General features: G+C 59.0%; 12 protein-coding genes. 7 read left to right on the forward strand and 5 right to left on the reverse strand.

Features of this window, described 5'->3' with window-relative positions:
- Positions 1–34 precede the first annotated feature (34 nt).
- A complete protein-coding gene (locus AD659_RS03960; RefSeq protein WP_013692294.1) occupies positions 35–406 on the forward strand; it encodes a PH domain-containing protein in 372 nt (123 codons plus the stop codon).
- 55 nt (positions 407–461) lie between these two features.
- Here the strand turns inward: AD659_RS03960 and AD659_RS03965 are convergent, their stop codons facing one another.
- Positions 462–878 (reverse strand): VOC family protein, encoded by a 417-nt coding sequence (locus AD659_RS03965; RefSeq protein WP_053118558.1) that lies wholly within the window; start codon positions 876–878, stop codon positions 462–464.
- A 217-nt stretch (positions 879–1,095) separates the two neighbouring features.
- Between AD659_RS03965 and AD659_RS03970 the strand changes: the two genes are divergently transcribed.
- The 4 genes from AD659_RS03970 (at position 1,096) to AD659_RS03985 (ending at position 3,861) form a co-directional block, all read left to right on the forward strand.
- A complete protein-coding gene (locus AD659_RS03970) occupies positions 1,096–2,256 on the forward strand; it encodes a hypothetical protein (RefSeq protein ID WP_053118560.1) in 1,161 nt (386 codons plus the stop codon).
- 83 nt (positions 2,257–2,339) lie between these two features.
- Positions 2,340–2,819 (forward strand): DUF6998 domain-containing protein, encoded by a 480-nt coding sequence (locus AD659_RS03975; RefSeq protein ID WP_053118562.1) that lies wholly within the window; start codon positions 2,340–2,342, stop codon positions 2,817–2,819.
- Positions 2,816–3,232 carry a hypothetical protein gene (locus AD659_RS30620; protein ID WP_053118564.1) on the forward strand — a complete coding sequence of 139 codons (417 nt, stop codon included), beginning with the start codon at positions 2,816–2,818 and terminating at the stop codon, positions 3,230–3,232. Before AD659_RS03975 ends, AD659_RS30620 begins: the two co-directional genes overlap by 4 nt.
- 35 nt (positions 3,233–3,267) lie before the next feature.
- Complete coding sequence (locus AD659_RS03985; RefSeq protein ID WP_053118566.1) at positions 3,268–3,861, forward strand: DUF1353 domain-containing protein; 594 nt, start codon at positions 3,268–3,270, stop codon at positions 3,859–3,861.
- Between the two features lie 82 nt (positions 3,862–3,943).
- Here the strand turns inward: AD659_RS03985 and AD659_RS03990 are convergent, their stop codons facing one another.
- Both AD659_RS03990 and AD659_RS03995 read right to left on the reverse strand, forming a co-directional pair.
- The gene (locus AD659_RS03990; RefSeq protein ID WP_053118569.1) at positions 3,944–4,705 is read right to left on the reverse strand and encodes a hypothetical protein; all 762 of its coding nucleotides are present in this window, start codon (positions 4,703–4,705) and stop codon (positions 3,944–3,946) included.
- A complete protein-coding gene (locus AD659_RS03995) occupies positions 4,699–5,844 on the reverse strand; it encodes a hypothetical protein (RefSeq protein WP_053118571.1) in 1,146 nt (381 codons plus the stop codon). Before AD659_RS03995 ends, AD659_RS03990 begins: the two co-directional genes overlap by 7 nt.
- Before the next feature lie 165 nt (positions 5,845–6,009).
- Between AD659_RS03995 and AD659_RS04000 the strand changes: the two genes are divergently transcribed.
- Positions 6,010–6,555 carry a DUF4256 domain-containing protein gene (locus tag AD659_RS04000; protein ID WP_053118767.1) on the forward strand — a complete coding sequence of 182 codons (546 nt, stop codon included), beginning with the start codon at positions 6,010–6,012 and terminating at the stop codon, positions 6,553–6,555.
- Between the two features lie 196 nt (positions 6,556–6,751).
- Here AD659_RS04000 and AD659_RS04005 read toward each other — a convergent pair whose 3' ends face one another.
- A complete protein-coding gene (locus tag AD659_RS04005; protein ID WP_053118573.1) occupies positions 6,752–8,254 on the reverse strand; it encodes a DUF6630 family protein in 1,503 nt (500 codons plus the stop codon).
- Positions 8,255–8,458: 204 nt separating this feature from the next.
- The gene (locus tag AD659_RS04010; protein ID WP_053118575.1) at positions 8,459–8,863 is read right to left on the reverse strand and encodes a DUF488 domain-containing protein; all 405 of its coding nucleotides are present in this window, start codon (positions 8,861–8,863) and stop codon (positions 8,459–8,461) included.
- A 297-nt stretch (positions 8,864–9,160) separates the two neighbouring features.
- Here AD659_RS04010 and AD659_RS04015 point away from each other — a divergent pair, with 297 nt between their 5' ends.
- Entirely contained in the window at positions 9,161–15,271 is a 6,111-nt protein-coding gene (locus AD659_RS04015; RefSeq protein ID WP_082343515.1) for a two-partner secretion domain-containing protein, read from the forward strand.
- The last annotated feature ends 94 nt before the right edge of the window (positions 15,272–15,365 follow it).

Here is a 15,365-nt window from a genome sequence, read left to right on the forward strand (position 1 = left end):
GCAACACCATTTTCTTCTCGACAAGGATTTATCGATGATCGACTTCAACAACAAAGGCTTCTTCAAGCTCAAGCAAAACGACGAATATGCTGAGCGCGTCACGGCCCTGCTGCTGGACGGTGAACAGGTTATCGACGCTTACAAATCGATGCGCGACGGTGTGGTCTTCACCAACAAACGCATCATCGCGGTGAACGTGCAAGGCATCACCGGCAGCAAAAAAGATTTCACTTCCTTGCCCTACAAAAACATCGTCGCCTACTCGGTCGAAACCTCCGGCACCTTCGACCTGGACTCTGAACTGGAGATCTACTTTTCATCCCTGGGCAAAGTGAAATTCGAATTCACCGGCAAGACCGGCATTGTGGAAATATCCAAGGTAATCTCCAAACACCTCCTGACCTGATCGGCAAACTCAGTGTCCACCGCCAACCCCCTGTGGGACGCTCGCCAGTTGCTGCTCAAGGCTCCAACGCCGGCCCCTTCAACTCGATCTGGTTGCCGTCCGGATCGAAGCAGTAAATCGACCAACCCTTACCCTCCGCGCCATAGCGCTTCTGCGCTTTCCCAACCTCCAGGCCAGCTGAAGCCAGATGCGCGAGGAGGGCTTGTTCATCAAACGGCTCGATACGCAGGCAAAGGTGATCGACGTTGTGCCCTTGCTTCCCGGCCGCCGGCCCGCCCTGGCGACCGAGAGGCCCGTCGACGGCTACCAGGTCAATCATCGAAACACCGGTGCCCAGATGAATCATGCCAAGATCGTCACGGCGCTTCTTGAGCTCGCAACCAAGCACCGACGTGTAGAAAGCGAGGCTGCGCTCGATGTCTTTTACGCGCAGGACGATGTGGTCGATACGTTGGATCGTGAAGTTCCGCATACAGGCCTCGTGTGCTCAGTGATGGACGCTAAGGGTTACTTCACCTTAGCTAACCGTGCTGGAATGTCATCGCAGAATTCACCGCGCCTGTCGACCCGTGGTCGGTATCCTGCTGGTTAAAGTTAACCGACATGAAGTCGATAGTGTCTTTCTGAAAGAGTGCGCACCCATCAGTGTCTCTCGTTATTGTTTAATTTGGAATGACAGGGATAGGGCAATGGAGCAAGGAGTCGGTACAACGGAAGGGAAACAGAAACCTGTCTCATTCCAACAGGATATCTACGCGGCTCTCAAATTGATGGCCGAGCACTGGGGTCTGATAGGAAGTTTGGGGGCCTTACTCAGTGCGGTGGTCAGCTTCGGGATCTTGATGACCTATGCAAAGGCGATCAACCGCATCGACCTTTTACCCTTGGTGTTCGACAAACAGCTCTCCGCATTGCTTCCGTGGATGGGGATGGTGGCCTTTGTCCTGTTTCTTTACATGGTGGTGATGGGCGTCACCACGATGTTTTACGCATTAGCCGTGTCTATGTTCAACCAAACGCCGAACCTCAGACCGACGGTTGCCAGGTTCTTTTTCTGGGCGGCGGTGGTTGGATCATTGATCATCGTCACCTTCGCGTTTCAGGGCCCCAAGGTTGACCATCGCATTGTCGCTTGCGTGATTGTTCTAGGCATGAGCGCTGTCATGGGGGGGGCGTTGAAATCGAAAAAATTCCGAATGGCCCTGGAATTGGTGTCCCTCTTCAATAACCTGAAAGGGCTTGGGGTTTGGTGGCATCAGGCTGGCGTGTTCCTGTTTGCCTACTTCGTTTTGATGGTTGCCGTTTTCGCTGCCGTCTACCCGATGTTGATCTTGCTGAAGTCCTACACCGGCAAAGACACCCCGGAAGCCATCACGACACTGATGATCATTTCCATGGTGGCGGTGGTCCTCTTGTTCTTGCCGGCCCTGATCTTTTTTGTGAGCAAAAAACACATCGTTACGCGGGGACTATTGTCGGTCGGATCGGCGTTGCTGGTGACCTTGGCCGTTGTCGCCACGTATCCGGGCGCAAGTTCTACCGTAGTGTTCAAGGCCGCCGGGATGATGGGCGTGCGCGAGACGAACCCGGTCAAATATCGGTTGTTGAAGAACTTCGAGGCCAAAGACTTTGATCTGGCGAGCTGGGGAGAGGTGGAGGTGAGCCGGGATCTTCCGGTTGTGAAAGGCTTTCCGCTCTTCTCGCTTGGTGACGTCCTGCTGCTTTGCCCCAGTGGTTTGAGTGGCAAACGATTGGGCGAATGGCCGGAACATTCACATGCCTGCATCCTCACCCAGCGCAGTGATGTCGTGATATTGCCTGATGCGGTAGTTGTGCCTAAGCAAGCGTAGGGTCGACAAGCACTTCAGAATAAAGCGCCCGGCCGAATCTCCAGTGGGTTGGTTAGGCAGAGTTGCCAATCAAGGACGTAGAGATGCCAATTACCGAAGAACAGGCAAATGCAATCGGGCGATTTTATGCGTCGGTTGACGAGCTGAAAAACCAGAACATCGTGCGCTCGGACAAGTATCTCGGCGACATCGCCGAGTTCCTGGCTATGTCAGCATTTGGTATGGCGCTCGCTGAAAGCCAGCGTCAAGAAGGTTACGATGGTTACATCGGCAACAAGAAAGTCCAAGTCAAATATAGCGGTGGTCGCAGCACAACCGTCGATTGCGGTGATCCCGGTACCTACGATGAACTCATCATCATTCTTGGCCCTGCAAGTGTGCTGCGTCCCGAAGGGATGACCGACCCATACCTTTATTACCGGATACCTGGCGAAGTGGTGCGTCAGCGCGTGCCGCATGGTGATGGCAAGATTCGCTTCAGCATTGGCAATCTGCCCCAGGCTCACCGAGTGCTTATTACCCATTCAGGAACAACGGTGGAAGAAGGGGGATCCGGGAGGTGATCACGCCTTCCCGCAGAACTGATTTGTCACAGAAGCTCACGGCGTTTGGCGAGGTCATCGATCTGGTTAAACCTGAGGTTGCCATCCCCGCACTCAAGCCGAACGAAGCCATGATCGACCTGGCGCTCAAGCAGGCATCGAGCATTGCCGTGCTCGCGATGTTCGAGCCCGCCATTACTTCGATGATGCCACCATCTGGCTCAACACAGCCTGCCGTTGATTCATTCGCGGCACCGGCTGGCGTCACCAAAGGCATTGATGCTTTACAGGGCAAGGAAGACGAGTTCGCAACGGACTGCTCAAGAGTGTTCGCTAGGGCAGGGTATCGCACGTTAATTTCAGTCGGAACGTGCACAGATGGGGAGGAGCGTCTACTTTCCATCCACGAGATGGCGTTTTGCCCTCTGACGTAGATGTTCAGCGTTTCATCAGGTTTGGAGTCAGCACCATGCCCAAAAAGCGAGTTCTTCTGGTCGGTCTTGTAACGTGCATGGTCGCTGGGTGTGTAGCGCCTCCTTCACCCGCCGTTCGGGCCTTTGGTGACAACAAGTTTTGGATGACGCTCGAGGACATGCCTTACGTCATCGGGAGTACGAAGGAGCGCATTGTCGTGCCCAAGGGCTTCGTCACTGACTATGCGTCAATCCCGCAAACGCTGTGGTCATTAGGGCTCTCGCAACATGGCCAATACAGCCGTGCGGCTCTGATCCATGATTATCTTTATTGGTCTCAAGGCTGCAAGCGCGAACAAGCTGACAGGTTACTGGTTCTCGCCATGAAGGAAAGTAAGGTCGGACAGTTCGATGAGTTTCTGGTCTATCAAGGGGTCAACCTTGGTGGGGGTGGCCCCTGGAATGACAATGCGAAAGAGCGAAAGGCGAACCTGCCACGGGTGGTACCTGAACGGTACTTGAAACCGTCGGATCCGAACGTAACTTGGCCAACGTATAGAGCCATGCTCGTGGAGCAAGGTGTGAAAGACCCCTCATTTAAACAAGACCCTTCATATTGCAGATACGGCGACTCCGCCAAGGTGCCATAAAGGGCTAACGTCAGTATTTAATGGCTTCTAACAGGTTTTTTGCACGCTATCAATATGTCTGATAGCGTGCGAAAAATCTGATTCAAGCGAGACTGAAAGCTTCTTGAATGGTCTTGATCAAACGGTCGCCGTTCACACCTTTGTAGGCTTGGGGATTTGACGCGAGCTCAGCGGGTACTTGATTTAGAAACGCCTTCAAATCGAGCGCCAATCGTTCAGGTAGCTGGGCCATTCCTTCAGTCAGACCGACAGCCAGTACGATCACATCCCTGAAGTGCTTTTTGATATCGCGACTGTCCACGGCAATGCCTTGTTCAAGTAGCGCCTTCTTGTTCAGCCACGCATGGGCCTTGAGGGGAACGAGCCGATCAGCACCGATGTGGCTGATCTCCTGGGTGTGATCGACGCCGGCCAGGAGAAAGGCGTAGTACTCATCATCAAGAATGATCGCAGACAGGCTGGCGGCTTGCTCCTCAACGGGGACCTTGGTCATTCTGGCCGCTTCTTCATGCTCCAGGCCATCCGGCACTCGGGAAAACAGCTCGACCTGAACGGGAAAGGATTTGTCCTCAGGATTCTGGAAACGATAAAAAACCGGCGAGTCCCCACTGCTGTCACCATTCTGGCGGATGGCATAGCCGCCGTCCTTGATGAACTTCCAGAACTGCCCGACGAACGCACGATCCAGTGCCTCGACGACCAGGACGATATCCAGATCCTTGGTCAGTCGAAACTCTGCGCCCAGTTCCTCCATGGCAATTGAAGCGGCCACCCCGCCGATCAGAACGTAGCTGTCCTGGAAGTCCCTGAAATATTCTCGAAACCGGTCTACACCCACTACCATTTCACGTTCTCCATCATTTCATCGAGACACATTTGCACGCGCTCGTCATGGTCATCCTTGAGGCTCAGATAGAGCGAAAAGGGGTCTACCGTCCTCGTGGCGATGTTGCTGCGTGGTGGTTCATAACTCCAAAACTGAATGCAGCATGCGGCGTGGTTTGGCGGTACTTCGAGGTAGGGCGCGGTGGTCTCGAGTTTCGACTTGGCTGTTTTCGACGTTGAGCCCCAAGCACCGAATTCTTCCCCGTAGGCTGCATTCTTTTCAGTTTGAGCAAGCTCCCGGACATGCTCGAACTGCGCTGCGGTCATTGCAAAGCAAGGGACTTTTGGGCCGGCGAGAAGACTCATTTCAGCCAGGGCCGTTTCTCCGGCCAGCAACATTGGGGTGTCGTCAAAAACCTGGGGAATTGCATTGAGCCAAAGTGCTTTTTTGACCGGCGTGCGCATGGATTCCTTGGCCATCTCCCAAGTCTGCTTGGGGGACAAGTGAAACAGGATCGCGGCCTCACCCATTTCCTTTCCAGGCTTAACAATGTCCAAGTCGGTCAGTTCCTTGATTGCTCTGCTGACGGTCATTTTCGCGTAGGTAAAGGACTTCTCGAAGGTAGCGCGAGAGGTCAGGAGCTGGTGGTGCCATCCCTTGATCAGGAATTGAATCAGCATGGCTTGGGTGGCGGGGCTCAGGACCTGAGGTTTTTCCAGGCGCTGGCGGTAATACTCACGCAAGTCCATGCCAAAGGCCGGAAGGAAAAGCTGATTGCCCGGCACGATGAACTGGACGCCTTTCTCCACCAGCCGCTTGCGGTCATAACTCGGAAGCGTGTCTGTGACGAAAATCATCAAGTCGCCGGTCTCGGGCAGCTTTTTATATGCCTGAAAGTTGTGGATGGCCTGAATATGCTTGGCGACATCCGCAACGCTGGCTTCACGCTGTGGACGTTCCTTGAGAATGAGGCAGCCGGACCCGAAGATTTCCGTGACGAAAAATTCGTAGCGGTCACGCAACGCATACGGAAGGATCTTGACGTGCTCCCACGGTTTTAAGCGCAGCTTCAGGCCCAGCACGTTCTCTACGTAGACTTTGAGCTCGATCAGATCACGCCTTTCGGGGAGATCGTGGTCTTGGTGGGGGGCGGGCATAGTCATTCTTCCGTATCAGGATTTCAGCACGGTATCAGATGTTTTGATAGCGTGTAAAATTCTTGATCTTTCTAGATGGATATTGGTTTCTGACCTCACGCCTCAATGGGGTTGCTACGCTGGTACTGCCAAGATTTGGAACCGGCCACCAACGGACCCAAAACCATGAAAAAACAACACCAGGAAAACCTTCTCCAAACTTTGAAAGCCCGCTTCGAACAAAACCCCCATCGCCACCCAGGTATCCCATGGGCCGACGTCCAGGCCAGGTTGGAAGGCAGCCTTAACGTCCTGAAATCCCTTCAGGCCATGGAAGCCACCGGCGGCGAGCCAGACGTGATCGGTCTCGACCCGAAGACCGGCGTTGTCACCTTCTGCGATTGCGCCAAAGAAAGCCCGACCGGTCGCAGAAGCCTCTGCTACGACCGCGCGGCCCTGGACGCTCGCAAGGAGAACAAGCCAACGGGCAGCGCGGTTGAAATGGCCGAAGCGATGGGCATCGCCCTGTTGACGGAAGACCAGTACCGAGCGCTGCAGGAACTGGGGGAATTCGATGCCAAGACTTCCAGCTGGCTGGCAACCCCCCCTGAGCTTCGCGCCCTCGGCGGGGCGATTTTCGGTGACTTTCGTTATGGCCGGGTGTTCGTTTACCACAATGGCGTGCAGTCGTATTACGCGGCGCGAGGGTTTCGCGGATTGCTGCGGGTTTGAGCCCTCAAAAACACCGCTAACCCCGTGGCGAGGGAGCTTGCTCCCGCTGGGCTGCGTAGCAGCCCCAAAGCCATCCACCACGGTGTGCCAGGAAGAGCGGCATCAGCAGGTTTTACGACTGCTGCGCAGCCGAGCGGGAGCAAGCTCCCTCGCCACGGTGATAGCGTACGGTCGAAGGAAATGCGGCAGAAGCCCCTCACTCAAAAACCAAAACCTCACCCCCCTTGGCCTCAACCATCTCACTGAACACCGGCAACCGCGCGACAAACTCCGTCTCGAACGCCAGATACCGATCCTGCGCCGCCAAGTAACGAATCTCCGGCTTCACCCGCGCAATATCCTTGGAAGACAGCTTCACCACCTCATGGCTGCGCTGATTCCAGAACCAGGCCAGGCTGTGTGTGCCAAACGTATTGCTGCTGTAATTCCACACCCACCAATCCCCATGCCCCCGGGACACATGAAGCTGCCCATGAAACGTGCGCAACGTAATGACCTGTTTGGGCTGGGTGACGAGTAGGCGCGTGTCCTGGCGCAGTTCACTGCCAAAACCGTCGAGCATCGCCTTGGTCTTCGCGCCGGTCATGAAATTGAAGCGCCACGCCAGCAGCACGGTGTCCTGATAACCCGCATGCTCAGCGTTCTGCCGTCCGCCTTCGCTGAATAGCAGGACCTCGTCGCCCCCCAGGTATGCGGTTGCCGCCCGCAACTTGTAGGCCTCAGCGGGCATCCGTTTGGCAACGATCGTCTGGTGCGGCGGGTCTTGATGCCAGACCCAGCACTTCGGGCCGTTGTGCTGCATGAACAGCAAGCGGCGAGGGCCGATGGGCAGGATCGTCAGCTCATCCGAGTATTCGAAAATCACCTCGCTGCTGTCCGCCGTGATCCGCCAGATCCGCGTCAAATGCTCGGGTTCGTAGATGCGCTGCCGTTCGAATATCTCTGAACCCACCACCACGCAGGGCGGTTCGAATTCCGGCCACTGCACCCCGGCAGGTCCGAACGCCGCGATCTCATCGCCTTGACGAATTTCGTATTGATAGCGGTCGTCCGCGCTGTAATCGCCGCGCACGACCCGACGTTTCCACAGGCTGCGCTGGGCATCGGCATCGATGAGCTGCAAGTCCGCGCCGTCCACGCCATCGGTGCGGTGTTCGAGCATGTCCTGCTCGGCGGGCGGCCATTGGTTGTAATCGATCAGAAAGCACAACCACTGGTCATCGTCCTGCTCGGTGATGGCGGCCCAACCGTTGCGGTAGTTGTACTCATGCACGTAGGTGGCGCCGGGATAGTCATGGACGTCCTGCAACCACCTCACTTTGCCGCGCTTGGGTTTGGCCGGTTTGCGCGCTTTCACCGCAGGGGGGGCGATCAACGTTGCCGTGAACCTTGGCTCCCCATGCGAGCTTTGCCAATGCCTGGCAAACGCCTCGCGCTGATTGGAAGGGACAATCACCGGCCGATAATCATCGCCACCGGCATCCAGGTTCCACAAGTCATAACCCTGACCCGCCAACACCGCCGCCAGCGCTTCGAAGCAGACCTCGGGCATCTCGTTGGACAGCTCATCCAACAACAGCTCGAACCCCGGCCCGGTAAACACTCCGATATCGGGATAGTAATGCTGCAGCAGTCCAAGCAAGTCGCTGCCCGGTGTTTTCCAATCGATATGAACCAACGGATCAAATGGCGATTGCATTACGGTGGTCTTCCTTGTGATTTCTCTGCGCCGATCTTAGGCAAATCAATAACCCGTGGCGAGGGAGCTTGCTCCCGCTGGGCTGCGCAGCGGCCCCAAACCATTAAACTCGGTACTACAGGAAAAAACAGTCGGAAGGTTTTACGACTGCTGCGCAGCCGAGCGGGAGCAAGCTCCCTCGCCACGGGTTACAGCAAGCCTATTTCAAAACTCCGGAAACTCAGATAAATAACAAACCGACGAACTCCCCTCCGCCCGCTTTTCCTCCTCATCCTCCAGCCACTGCGCCAACACCACCGCATTGTTCTCAACCGTCGACTTGGCCGCATACACCAACGTCAGCGTCCCACCCCGCGCCACATCCACCAACTTCCACCAATGCTCCGGCCGCGCCGCCAGCTCTCGCCGATACGCCACGCTGAACTCGGCAAACGAAACCGCCCCCGCCTTGAACGCCTTGCGCAACTCATGGGAAGGCCCTACCTCCGGCAGCCACTCGGCAATCGCCAGCGCATCCTTGCGGCAATTGCGCGGCCACAAGCGGTCGACCAGAACCCGTACGCCATCCTCGGCGCTGGCTGTTTCATAGGCGCGTTTGCACTGGATCATCAGGGGTCGCCTGTCGAAGTTGGACTGTCCCAGCATAGGTCGCCCACGACGAGGTGACCAAGGCCGTCCGCCGCCCTTCACCCACCCATCTTAAAAAAAATCATCGGATCCCTTCAATCAAAAGCCCTGGGCGCTCAAGCAAAAGCGCGCTCTGCAAACCGCCGACATGATGGCGCGGAGCACTGTGGGATTTTCGAGCCGCAATCCGTCCGGATGCGCTTTTCCATTTGATTTGTCGACAGCGAACCGCCTGGTCGTCATGGCGCGACCCGCCGTATTAAGGATGAGTGAACAAAAATGAATAGAGCTTACCGAGTCGTCTGGAATGCCGTGATGGGCGCGTGGCAGGTGGCATCCGAGTTGGTCAAGAGCCATGGCAAAGACAAAAGCCGCACATCCCTAAGCCTCGTCATCGGCGTGGGTGGCGGTGTCTTCGCCTCGGTCGCGGCGGCGGCAGGGTTGCCTTCCGGCGGCCATATCGTGGCGGGTAGCGGCAGCGTTCAGCAGAATGGCAACAACATGGCCATTCATCAGGGCAGCGACAAGCTCGCCATTGACTGGCAGAGCTTTTCCATCGGCAAAGGCAACACCGTTCAATTCTTCCAGCCTGGCGCCAATTCCGTCGCTCTGAACCGCGTACTGGGCTCGGATGTGTCGGTGATCCAGGGCGCACTGAAAGCCAACGGCCAAGTCTTCCTGGTCAACCCCAACGGCGTACTGTTTACCCCCGGCGCGCAGGTTGATGTCGGCGGCCTGGTGGCCTCCACGCTCAACTTATCCACAGAAGATTTCCTCGCCGGCAACTACCGTTTCAGCGGCGACAGCGCCGCATCGGTGGTCAACCAGGGCAACATCAACGCGGCACAAGGCGGCACCATTGCCCTGATCGCGGCAAAAATCGTCAACGACGGCAACATCACCGCCCACAAGGGCAATGTACTGCTGGGCGCCGGCCGTGTCGTGACCCTCGACTTGGGCGGGCCGGTGCAACTGGAGGTGCAAGAAGGCGCGTTGCAGGCGTTGATCGAAAACGGCGGGGCCATTCGTGCCGATGCCGGCAGAATCCTGCTGACCGCCCGTGCGGCGGAAGCCCTGGCGAGCACCGTCATCAATAACACTGGGCTGATCGAAGCCCGTTCCCTGGATGTCGGTGAAAACGGCCTCGTCACGCTGTTGGGCGACCACGGCGATGTGCAGGTCGCCGGGCGCATCGATGTATCCTCCGACACTGCCAAAGGCGGCAAGATCGTCGTGACCGGCGATCGCGTGGCGATCAAGGGTGGCGCTGAGCTGGACGCCACCGGGGCCAAGGGCGGTGGCGAGATTTATGTGGGCGGTAGCTGGCAAGGCAAGGACCCGGCGATCAAACAAGCCAGCCAGACCACCGTCGCCGCAGGTGCCGTGCTCGACGCATCGGCGACCGCCAACGGCAAGGGCGGTACCGTAGTGGCCTGGTCCGACGTCAAGAAACCGGGCAGCGTGACCCGCGTCGACGGCACGCTGAAAGCCACCGGCGGCGCCAAGGGCGGCGACGGCGGCAAGATCGAGACCAGCGGCGCGAAACTGGCGGTGAGCAAAGCCGCCGACGCTTCGGCTAAAAACGGCAAGGGCGGCTTGTGGTTGCTCGATCCGGACAGCGTCACGGTGGGGCCGGGTAACGGCGGGTTGACCGGCGGCGCCAACGGGACAGACGCCACGGTTGGCTTCAACGCAATCGACACCGCCCTGGCCGGCGGCACCGATGTCGCGATCAAGGCCGACAACAGCATCCACTGGAATGGCGACTACACCCCGTCGAGCATCAGCGGCGACCGGACGCTGACCTTGCAATCCGGACACGACGACAGCGGAACAGGCCGCTACGTCTTCGGCAATATTTTCCTCAACGGTGATATCGACGCCAGTGGCGCAGGCAATGGCAACAGCCTGGCCTTGATCCTCAACGGCAAGATCGCCCTGAACACCGACGTCAGTTTGAAGAGCAACGGTGGCAACGTCGTGTTTGCCGGCGTGGTGGATTCCGATGCGGTGGCCAACAACCGCCAACTGCGCGTCGACGCCGGTTCGGGCTCGATCATCTTCAGCGACATGGTCGGCGGTAACAGCGCGCTGGGCGCGCTTTACGCGACCACCAGCGGTGCCGGCAAGACCTTTATCAACGGCGCGAAAGTCTTCACCAGCGGCGAGCAGGTCTACACCGGGGCCGTTGAGCTGGGCACTTCGCAGTTCCTGAACGCCGACTTCGAAAACGGCCTGGTCGGGTGGCAGACCTCCATCGCCCAGTTCTTCACCGGCGTCACCGTGGTGGATGGCGTGGTCTCGCCGGATGACCCGACGTTGCCGACCACCTCGCCAACGGGCGGCGGTACGCCGAGTGTCTCGCCTGGCGACCAAGGCGACATGGACTACAAACCCCTCACTCCGGTCGCCGCGGCTGGCCAGGGCAAGGACGGCGGCGCGGCGCTGCTGCTGGGTACCGAGAACAACTCCAACTGCCAGAACGCTCCCGCCGGCTGCATCATGCGTGGTCCTTCGGTCGTCAGCGAGGGCACGGTTTCCCTGGCTGCAGGGGAGGCCGTCAGTTTCGATTACAAGCCGGTCGCGGGCGGCGACACCTACGATGTCTTCGGCTATCTGCTGAACGTCAACACTGGCGAATACCAGATCATCCTGAACGAAACGGGTAACGGCACCGGCGCGGTGGATTGGAAAAACCATACGGCGACGGCTGACAAGGCCGGCACGTACAAGTTCGTGTTCGTCTCGGGCAGTTTCGACCAGACCGCGGGCAAGCAGGTCGGCGGCTCGCTGTACGTCGACAACATCAAGACCAACACCTCGGGCAGCAAGGGCCTGCAAGGCAGTTCCATCACCTTCAACGGCAGCCTCAACAGCACCGACAACAACCTGGCCATCAAGGCCGACGACATCAACTTCAACGGCGGCGCCGGCAGCGTCACCGGCAACGGCAAGATCGCCCTCGAGACCAACACCCCGAGCAAAAACATTGCCGTGGGCGGCAGCACCGGCGATGCCCCCGGCTCGTTGGAACTGACCGGCACCGACATCAGCGCCTTGGGCGATGGGTTCTCCTCGGTCAAGATCGGCGGCGCGGACATGACCGGTGATATCAGCATCATCGAAGCGACCCGCATCAACGACAACCTTATCCTCGATGCCGGTACCGGCAACATCCACATCAATGACCAGTTGACGGTGGCGGACGCACCGGGCACCGGTAACGACGACAACAAACCGGCCCCGGTCCTGGCGTTGCAAAGCAATGGCGGCAAGATCGACCAGACCGCTGGCGGCGCCATCGTCGCCGATGGTCTGGTGCTGCTGGGAGATGGCGCCGTTCATGACCTCGACAACGCGGCCAACGACGTCAACACGATCGCCAGTGACACCGGCACGGTCAGCTTTGCCGATGTCGACGACCTGACCACCGGCATCGTGACCATTCCCGACAGCCAGACCCCGACCAACCCGCAAGGCGTGCCGGTCGCCGGTATGACCCAGACCGGTGACCTGAACCTGGTCGCTGATAAACTCACGGTCGGCCAGGCCCTGCTCACCCAAGGCGATACCAGCCTGGCCGCCGATGAAATCGATCTCGCCGCGAGCGTTGCCGGTAGCGGCAGTCTCACCCTGCAACAGAAGACCGATGGCCTGGATATTCACCTGGGCGGCAGCGATGACCCGGAAGTGACCGGGCCTAACGATCCGTTGGTACTGTCTGATGCTGACCTGGCGAATATCCAGGATGGCTTCGACAAGGTCGCCATCGGTAACGACAAGACGCGCAACATCACCGTCGACGATGAAGGCGCAACGTTCAAGGACGATCTGGCCCTGGTCGCAAACGGCGTCCTGGACCTGCTGGGCGATCTAACGCTCAAGGATCCTGAAGGCAATGACGAAGACGGCGCCACCGGCAAGGGCCTGACGCTGAGCGTCGACGTGGGCAAAGGTGCGACCCAGGCAACGGGCGCGACCATTACCGCAGACGAATTGGCCCTGCGCGGCGAAGGTGATTTCAACCTGGGCAAGGGCCATGACGTGGGTGTCATCGCCGCCGATGTCGGCAGCCTGGCATTCGCCGGCAACGGCAACCTGACGGTGGGCGTCGTGGACGGCACCGTGGGGATTACCTCCGATGAAGCGGTCACCCTGAAAACCGATCACGACCTGACATTGGCGAAAGGCATCACCATCGAAAATGGTCCACGGGATGACGCCAATCAGGGCCAGACCCGTGCCGACGACATCATCACCCTGGAGGTGGCGGGCAACACCACCCAGGCCGGCGACGCCGGGGCCAAGCTCGATGCCAGCGGTCTGGTGCTGCTGGGTGGCAATTACGCGCTGGGCAACACTGGCAACGTGATCGGCGATATCGCCAGCGAGGCGGGCAAGGTTCAGTTCAACAACAACGGGAACCTCAAGGTGGGTTCGCTCACCGCGACCCATGCCGACGGCACGCAGACGACCATTACCGGCGTGAACAATACCGGCGACGTGAGTATTGGCACCAACGGTGATCTGGCGATCAATGAAGGCCTGGCCACCAGCGGCAACGTGTTCCTCAACGTCGATGGCAAGACCACTCAAAACGCCAAAGGCAACATCACGGCTGACGGTTTGGCCCTCAACGGTGGCGACTTCGAGTTGCGCAACAAAGGCAACGTGGTCGGCGACATCGCCAGCGAGGCAGGCAAGGTTGCGTTCAACAACACCGGTAATCTGAAGGTCGGCACGCTGACTGAAACCGATGGCAACGGCAACGTGGTCAAGACCACCACCGGCGTGAAAAACATGGGCGACGTCAGCATCGGCACCAATGGCAACCTGGCGATCAACGAAGGGCTGGCCACCAGCGGCAACGTGTTCCTCAACGTCGATGGCAAAACCACCCAAAACGCCAAAGGCAACATCACGGCTGACGGCTTGGCCCTCAACGGCGGCGACTTCGAGTTGCGCAACAACGGCAACGTGGTGGGTGACATCGCCAGCAAGGCGGGCAAGGTCGCCTTCAACAACACCGGCAATCTGAAGGTCGGCACGCTGAGCGAAACCGATGGCAACGGCAACGTGGTCAAGACCACCACCGGCGTGAACAATACCGGCAACGTGAGCATTGGCACCGTCGGCAACCTGGCGATCAACGAAGGGCTGGCCACCAGCGGCAACGTGTTCCTCAACGTCGATGGCAAGACCACCCAAAACGCCAAGGGAAATATCACCGCCGCTGGCCTGGCGCTCAAGGGCGGTGATTTCGATCTGCGCAACGCCAGCAACTGGGTCGGCGACATCGCCAGCCGCGCGAAGGATGTCAGCTTCGTCAACCGCAGCGACGTCACTGTCGGCAGGCTGACCGAGACCGCACTGGACGGCACCCAACTGGATCAGATCGTCGGCATCGGCAACACCGGCAAAGTCCAAGTGGTGACCACCACCGGCAACATCACCTTGACCGAAAACGTCAGCACCACCAGCAATGCCTCCGATGCGATCGTACTCAACGCCGGTCAATCCGCTTCGGCGGGCGTGGCTGCGGGTGGCGACGTGAAGGCCGACGCGGGCGTGACGGTGTCCACCGGTGTTGGCGGCCGGGCAGTGATCTACACCGGTAGCCTCGCTGGCAGCACCCGCGTGGTGGATGTGGTCGGCAGTGGCAGCGGCAATTTCCGCTACAACAGTGACGAGCAGCAGAGCAATTTCGGCAGGGCGTTGGGCAACACGGGCGTTCATGCCGTGTACCGCGAGCAACCCGTCCTGGTGGTGTCCACAAACGGTTCGACCACCCAGACCAAGCCGTTCGATGGCCAAACCACGTTCAATGGCGGCGGTATAGCCGGTTATGACGCCAACGGTCTGTGGAACGGCGACACCAAGCCGATGCTTGGCAACCCACTGTACTCGGTAGGGACGCAAGGCCCGGGCTCGCACCTGATCAACATCGGCGGGCTGGCTGACCTCGGTTACCTGATCGTGAGCAATCCGGCCAACGCCAATCTGACCGTGACGCCGTCCATTGACTATGAAGCTGTCCGGCAGAGCGTCGCCGATGCAACACGCGTCGGCGCGCAGGTGACTTCGCCCCATGCTCCAGAGCTCAATCCGGCCCAGCCGAAACCGGCTGACTGGTCCGGCGCCGGGGTCGAGGACGGTGGTCTGTTGCTGGTGGACCAGGGCGGCACGCGTGCCAACGGCGCAGGCAATGGCGACGGCGATGCGGCTGCCCAGGCCGAGAGCGCCGACAGCGAGCGGGAGCTGGCCGGGAACGTCTGCGCCGATGGCGGTGTATCCAGCGGAGGGGCCTGTGCGGCCTACCCGCCACAGACCGTGTTTGTCGTGCGCGGCGGTGTGCGCTTGCCAGGTCCAGGTCTGGCCATGCGTCCCTGATGCCCTGACATCCCTTTTTTCCATTTGAAGGAGCCCCTTGGCCGCGTCCCCCGGACGTGGCCATGGGCTCAGGCTACCCGCATTTTTCGAGACT

This window comes from Pseudomonas thivervalensis, assembly GCF_001269655.1.
Taxonomy (GTDB): domain Bacteria; phylum Pseudomonadota; class Gammaproteobacteria; order Pseudomonadales; family Pseudomonadaceae; genus Aquipseudomonas; species Aquipseudomonas thivervalensis.

Coding starts and splice junctions, on each gene's coding strand:
- AD659_RS03960 (WP_013692294.1), top strand. CDS start 35: ATGATCGACTTCAACAACAAAGGCTTCTTCAAGCTCAAGCAAAACGAC.
- AD659_RS03965 (WP_053118558.1), bottom strand. CDS start 878: ATGCGGAACTTCACGATCCAACGTATCGACCACATCGTCCTGCGCGTA.
- AD659_RS03970 (WP_053118560.1), top strand. CDS start 1,096: ATGGAGCAAGGAGTCGGTACAACGGAAGGGAAACAGAAACCTGTCTCA.
- AD659_RS03975 (WP_053118562.1), top strand. CDS start 2,340: ATGCCAATTACCGAAGAACAGGCAAATGCAATCGGGCGATTTTATGCG.
- AD659_RS03985 (WP_053118566.1), top strand. CDS start 3,268: ATGCCCAAAAAGCGAGTTCTTCTGGTCGGTCTTGTAACGTGCATGGTC.
- AD659_RS03990 (WP_053118569.1), bottom strand. CDS start 4,705: ATGGTAGTGGGTGTAGACCGGTTTCGAGAATATTTCAGGGACTTCCAG.
- AD659_RS03995 (WP_053118571.1), bottom strand. CDS start 5,844: ATGCCCGCCCCCCACCAAGACCACGATCTCCCCGAAAGGCGTGATCTG.
- AD659_RS04000 (WP_053118767.1), top strand. CDS start 6,010: ATGAAAAAACAACACCAGGAAAACCTTCTCCAAACTTTGAAAGCCCGC.
- AD659_RS04005 (WP_053118573.1), bottom strand. CDS start 8,254: ATGCAATCGCCATTTGATCCGTTGGTTCATATCGATTGGAAAACACCG.
- AD659_RS04010 (WP_053118575.1), bottom strand. CDS start 8,863: ATGATCCAGTGCAAACGCGCCTATGAAACAGCCAGCGCCGAGGATGGC.
- AD659_RS04015 (WP_082343515.1), top strand. CDS start 9,161: ATGAATAGAGCTTACCGAGTCGTCTGGAATGCCGTGATGGGCGCGTGG.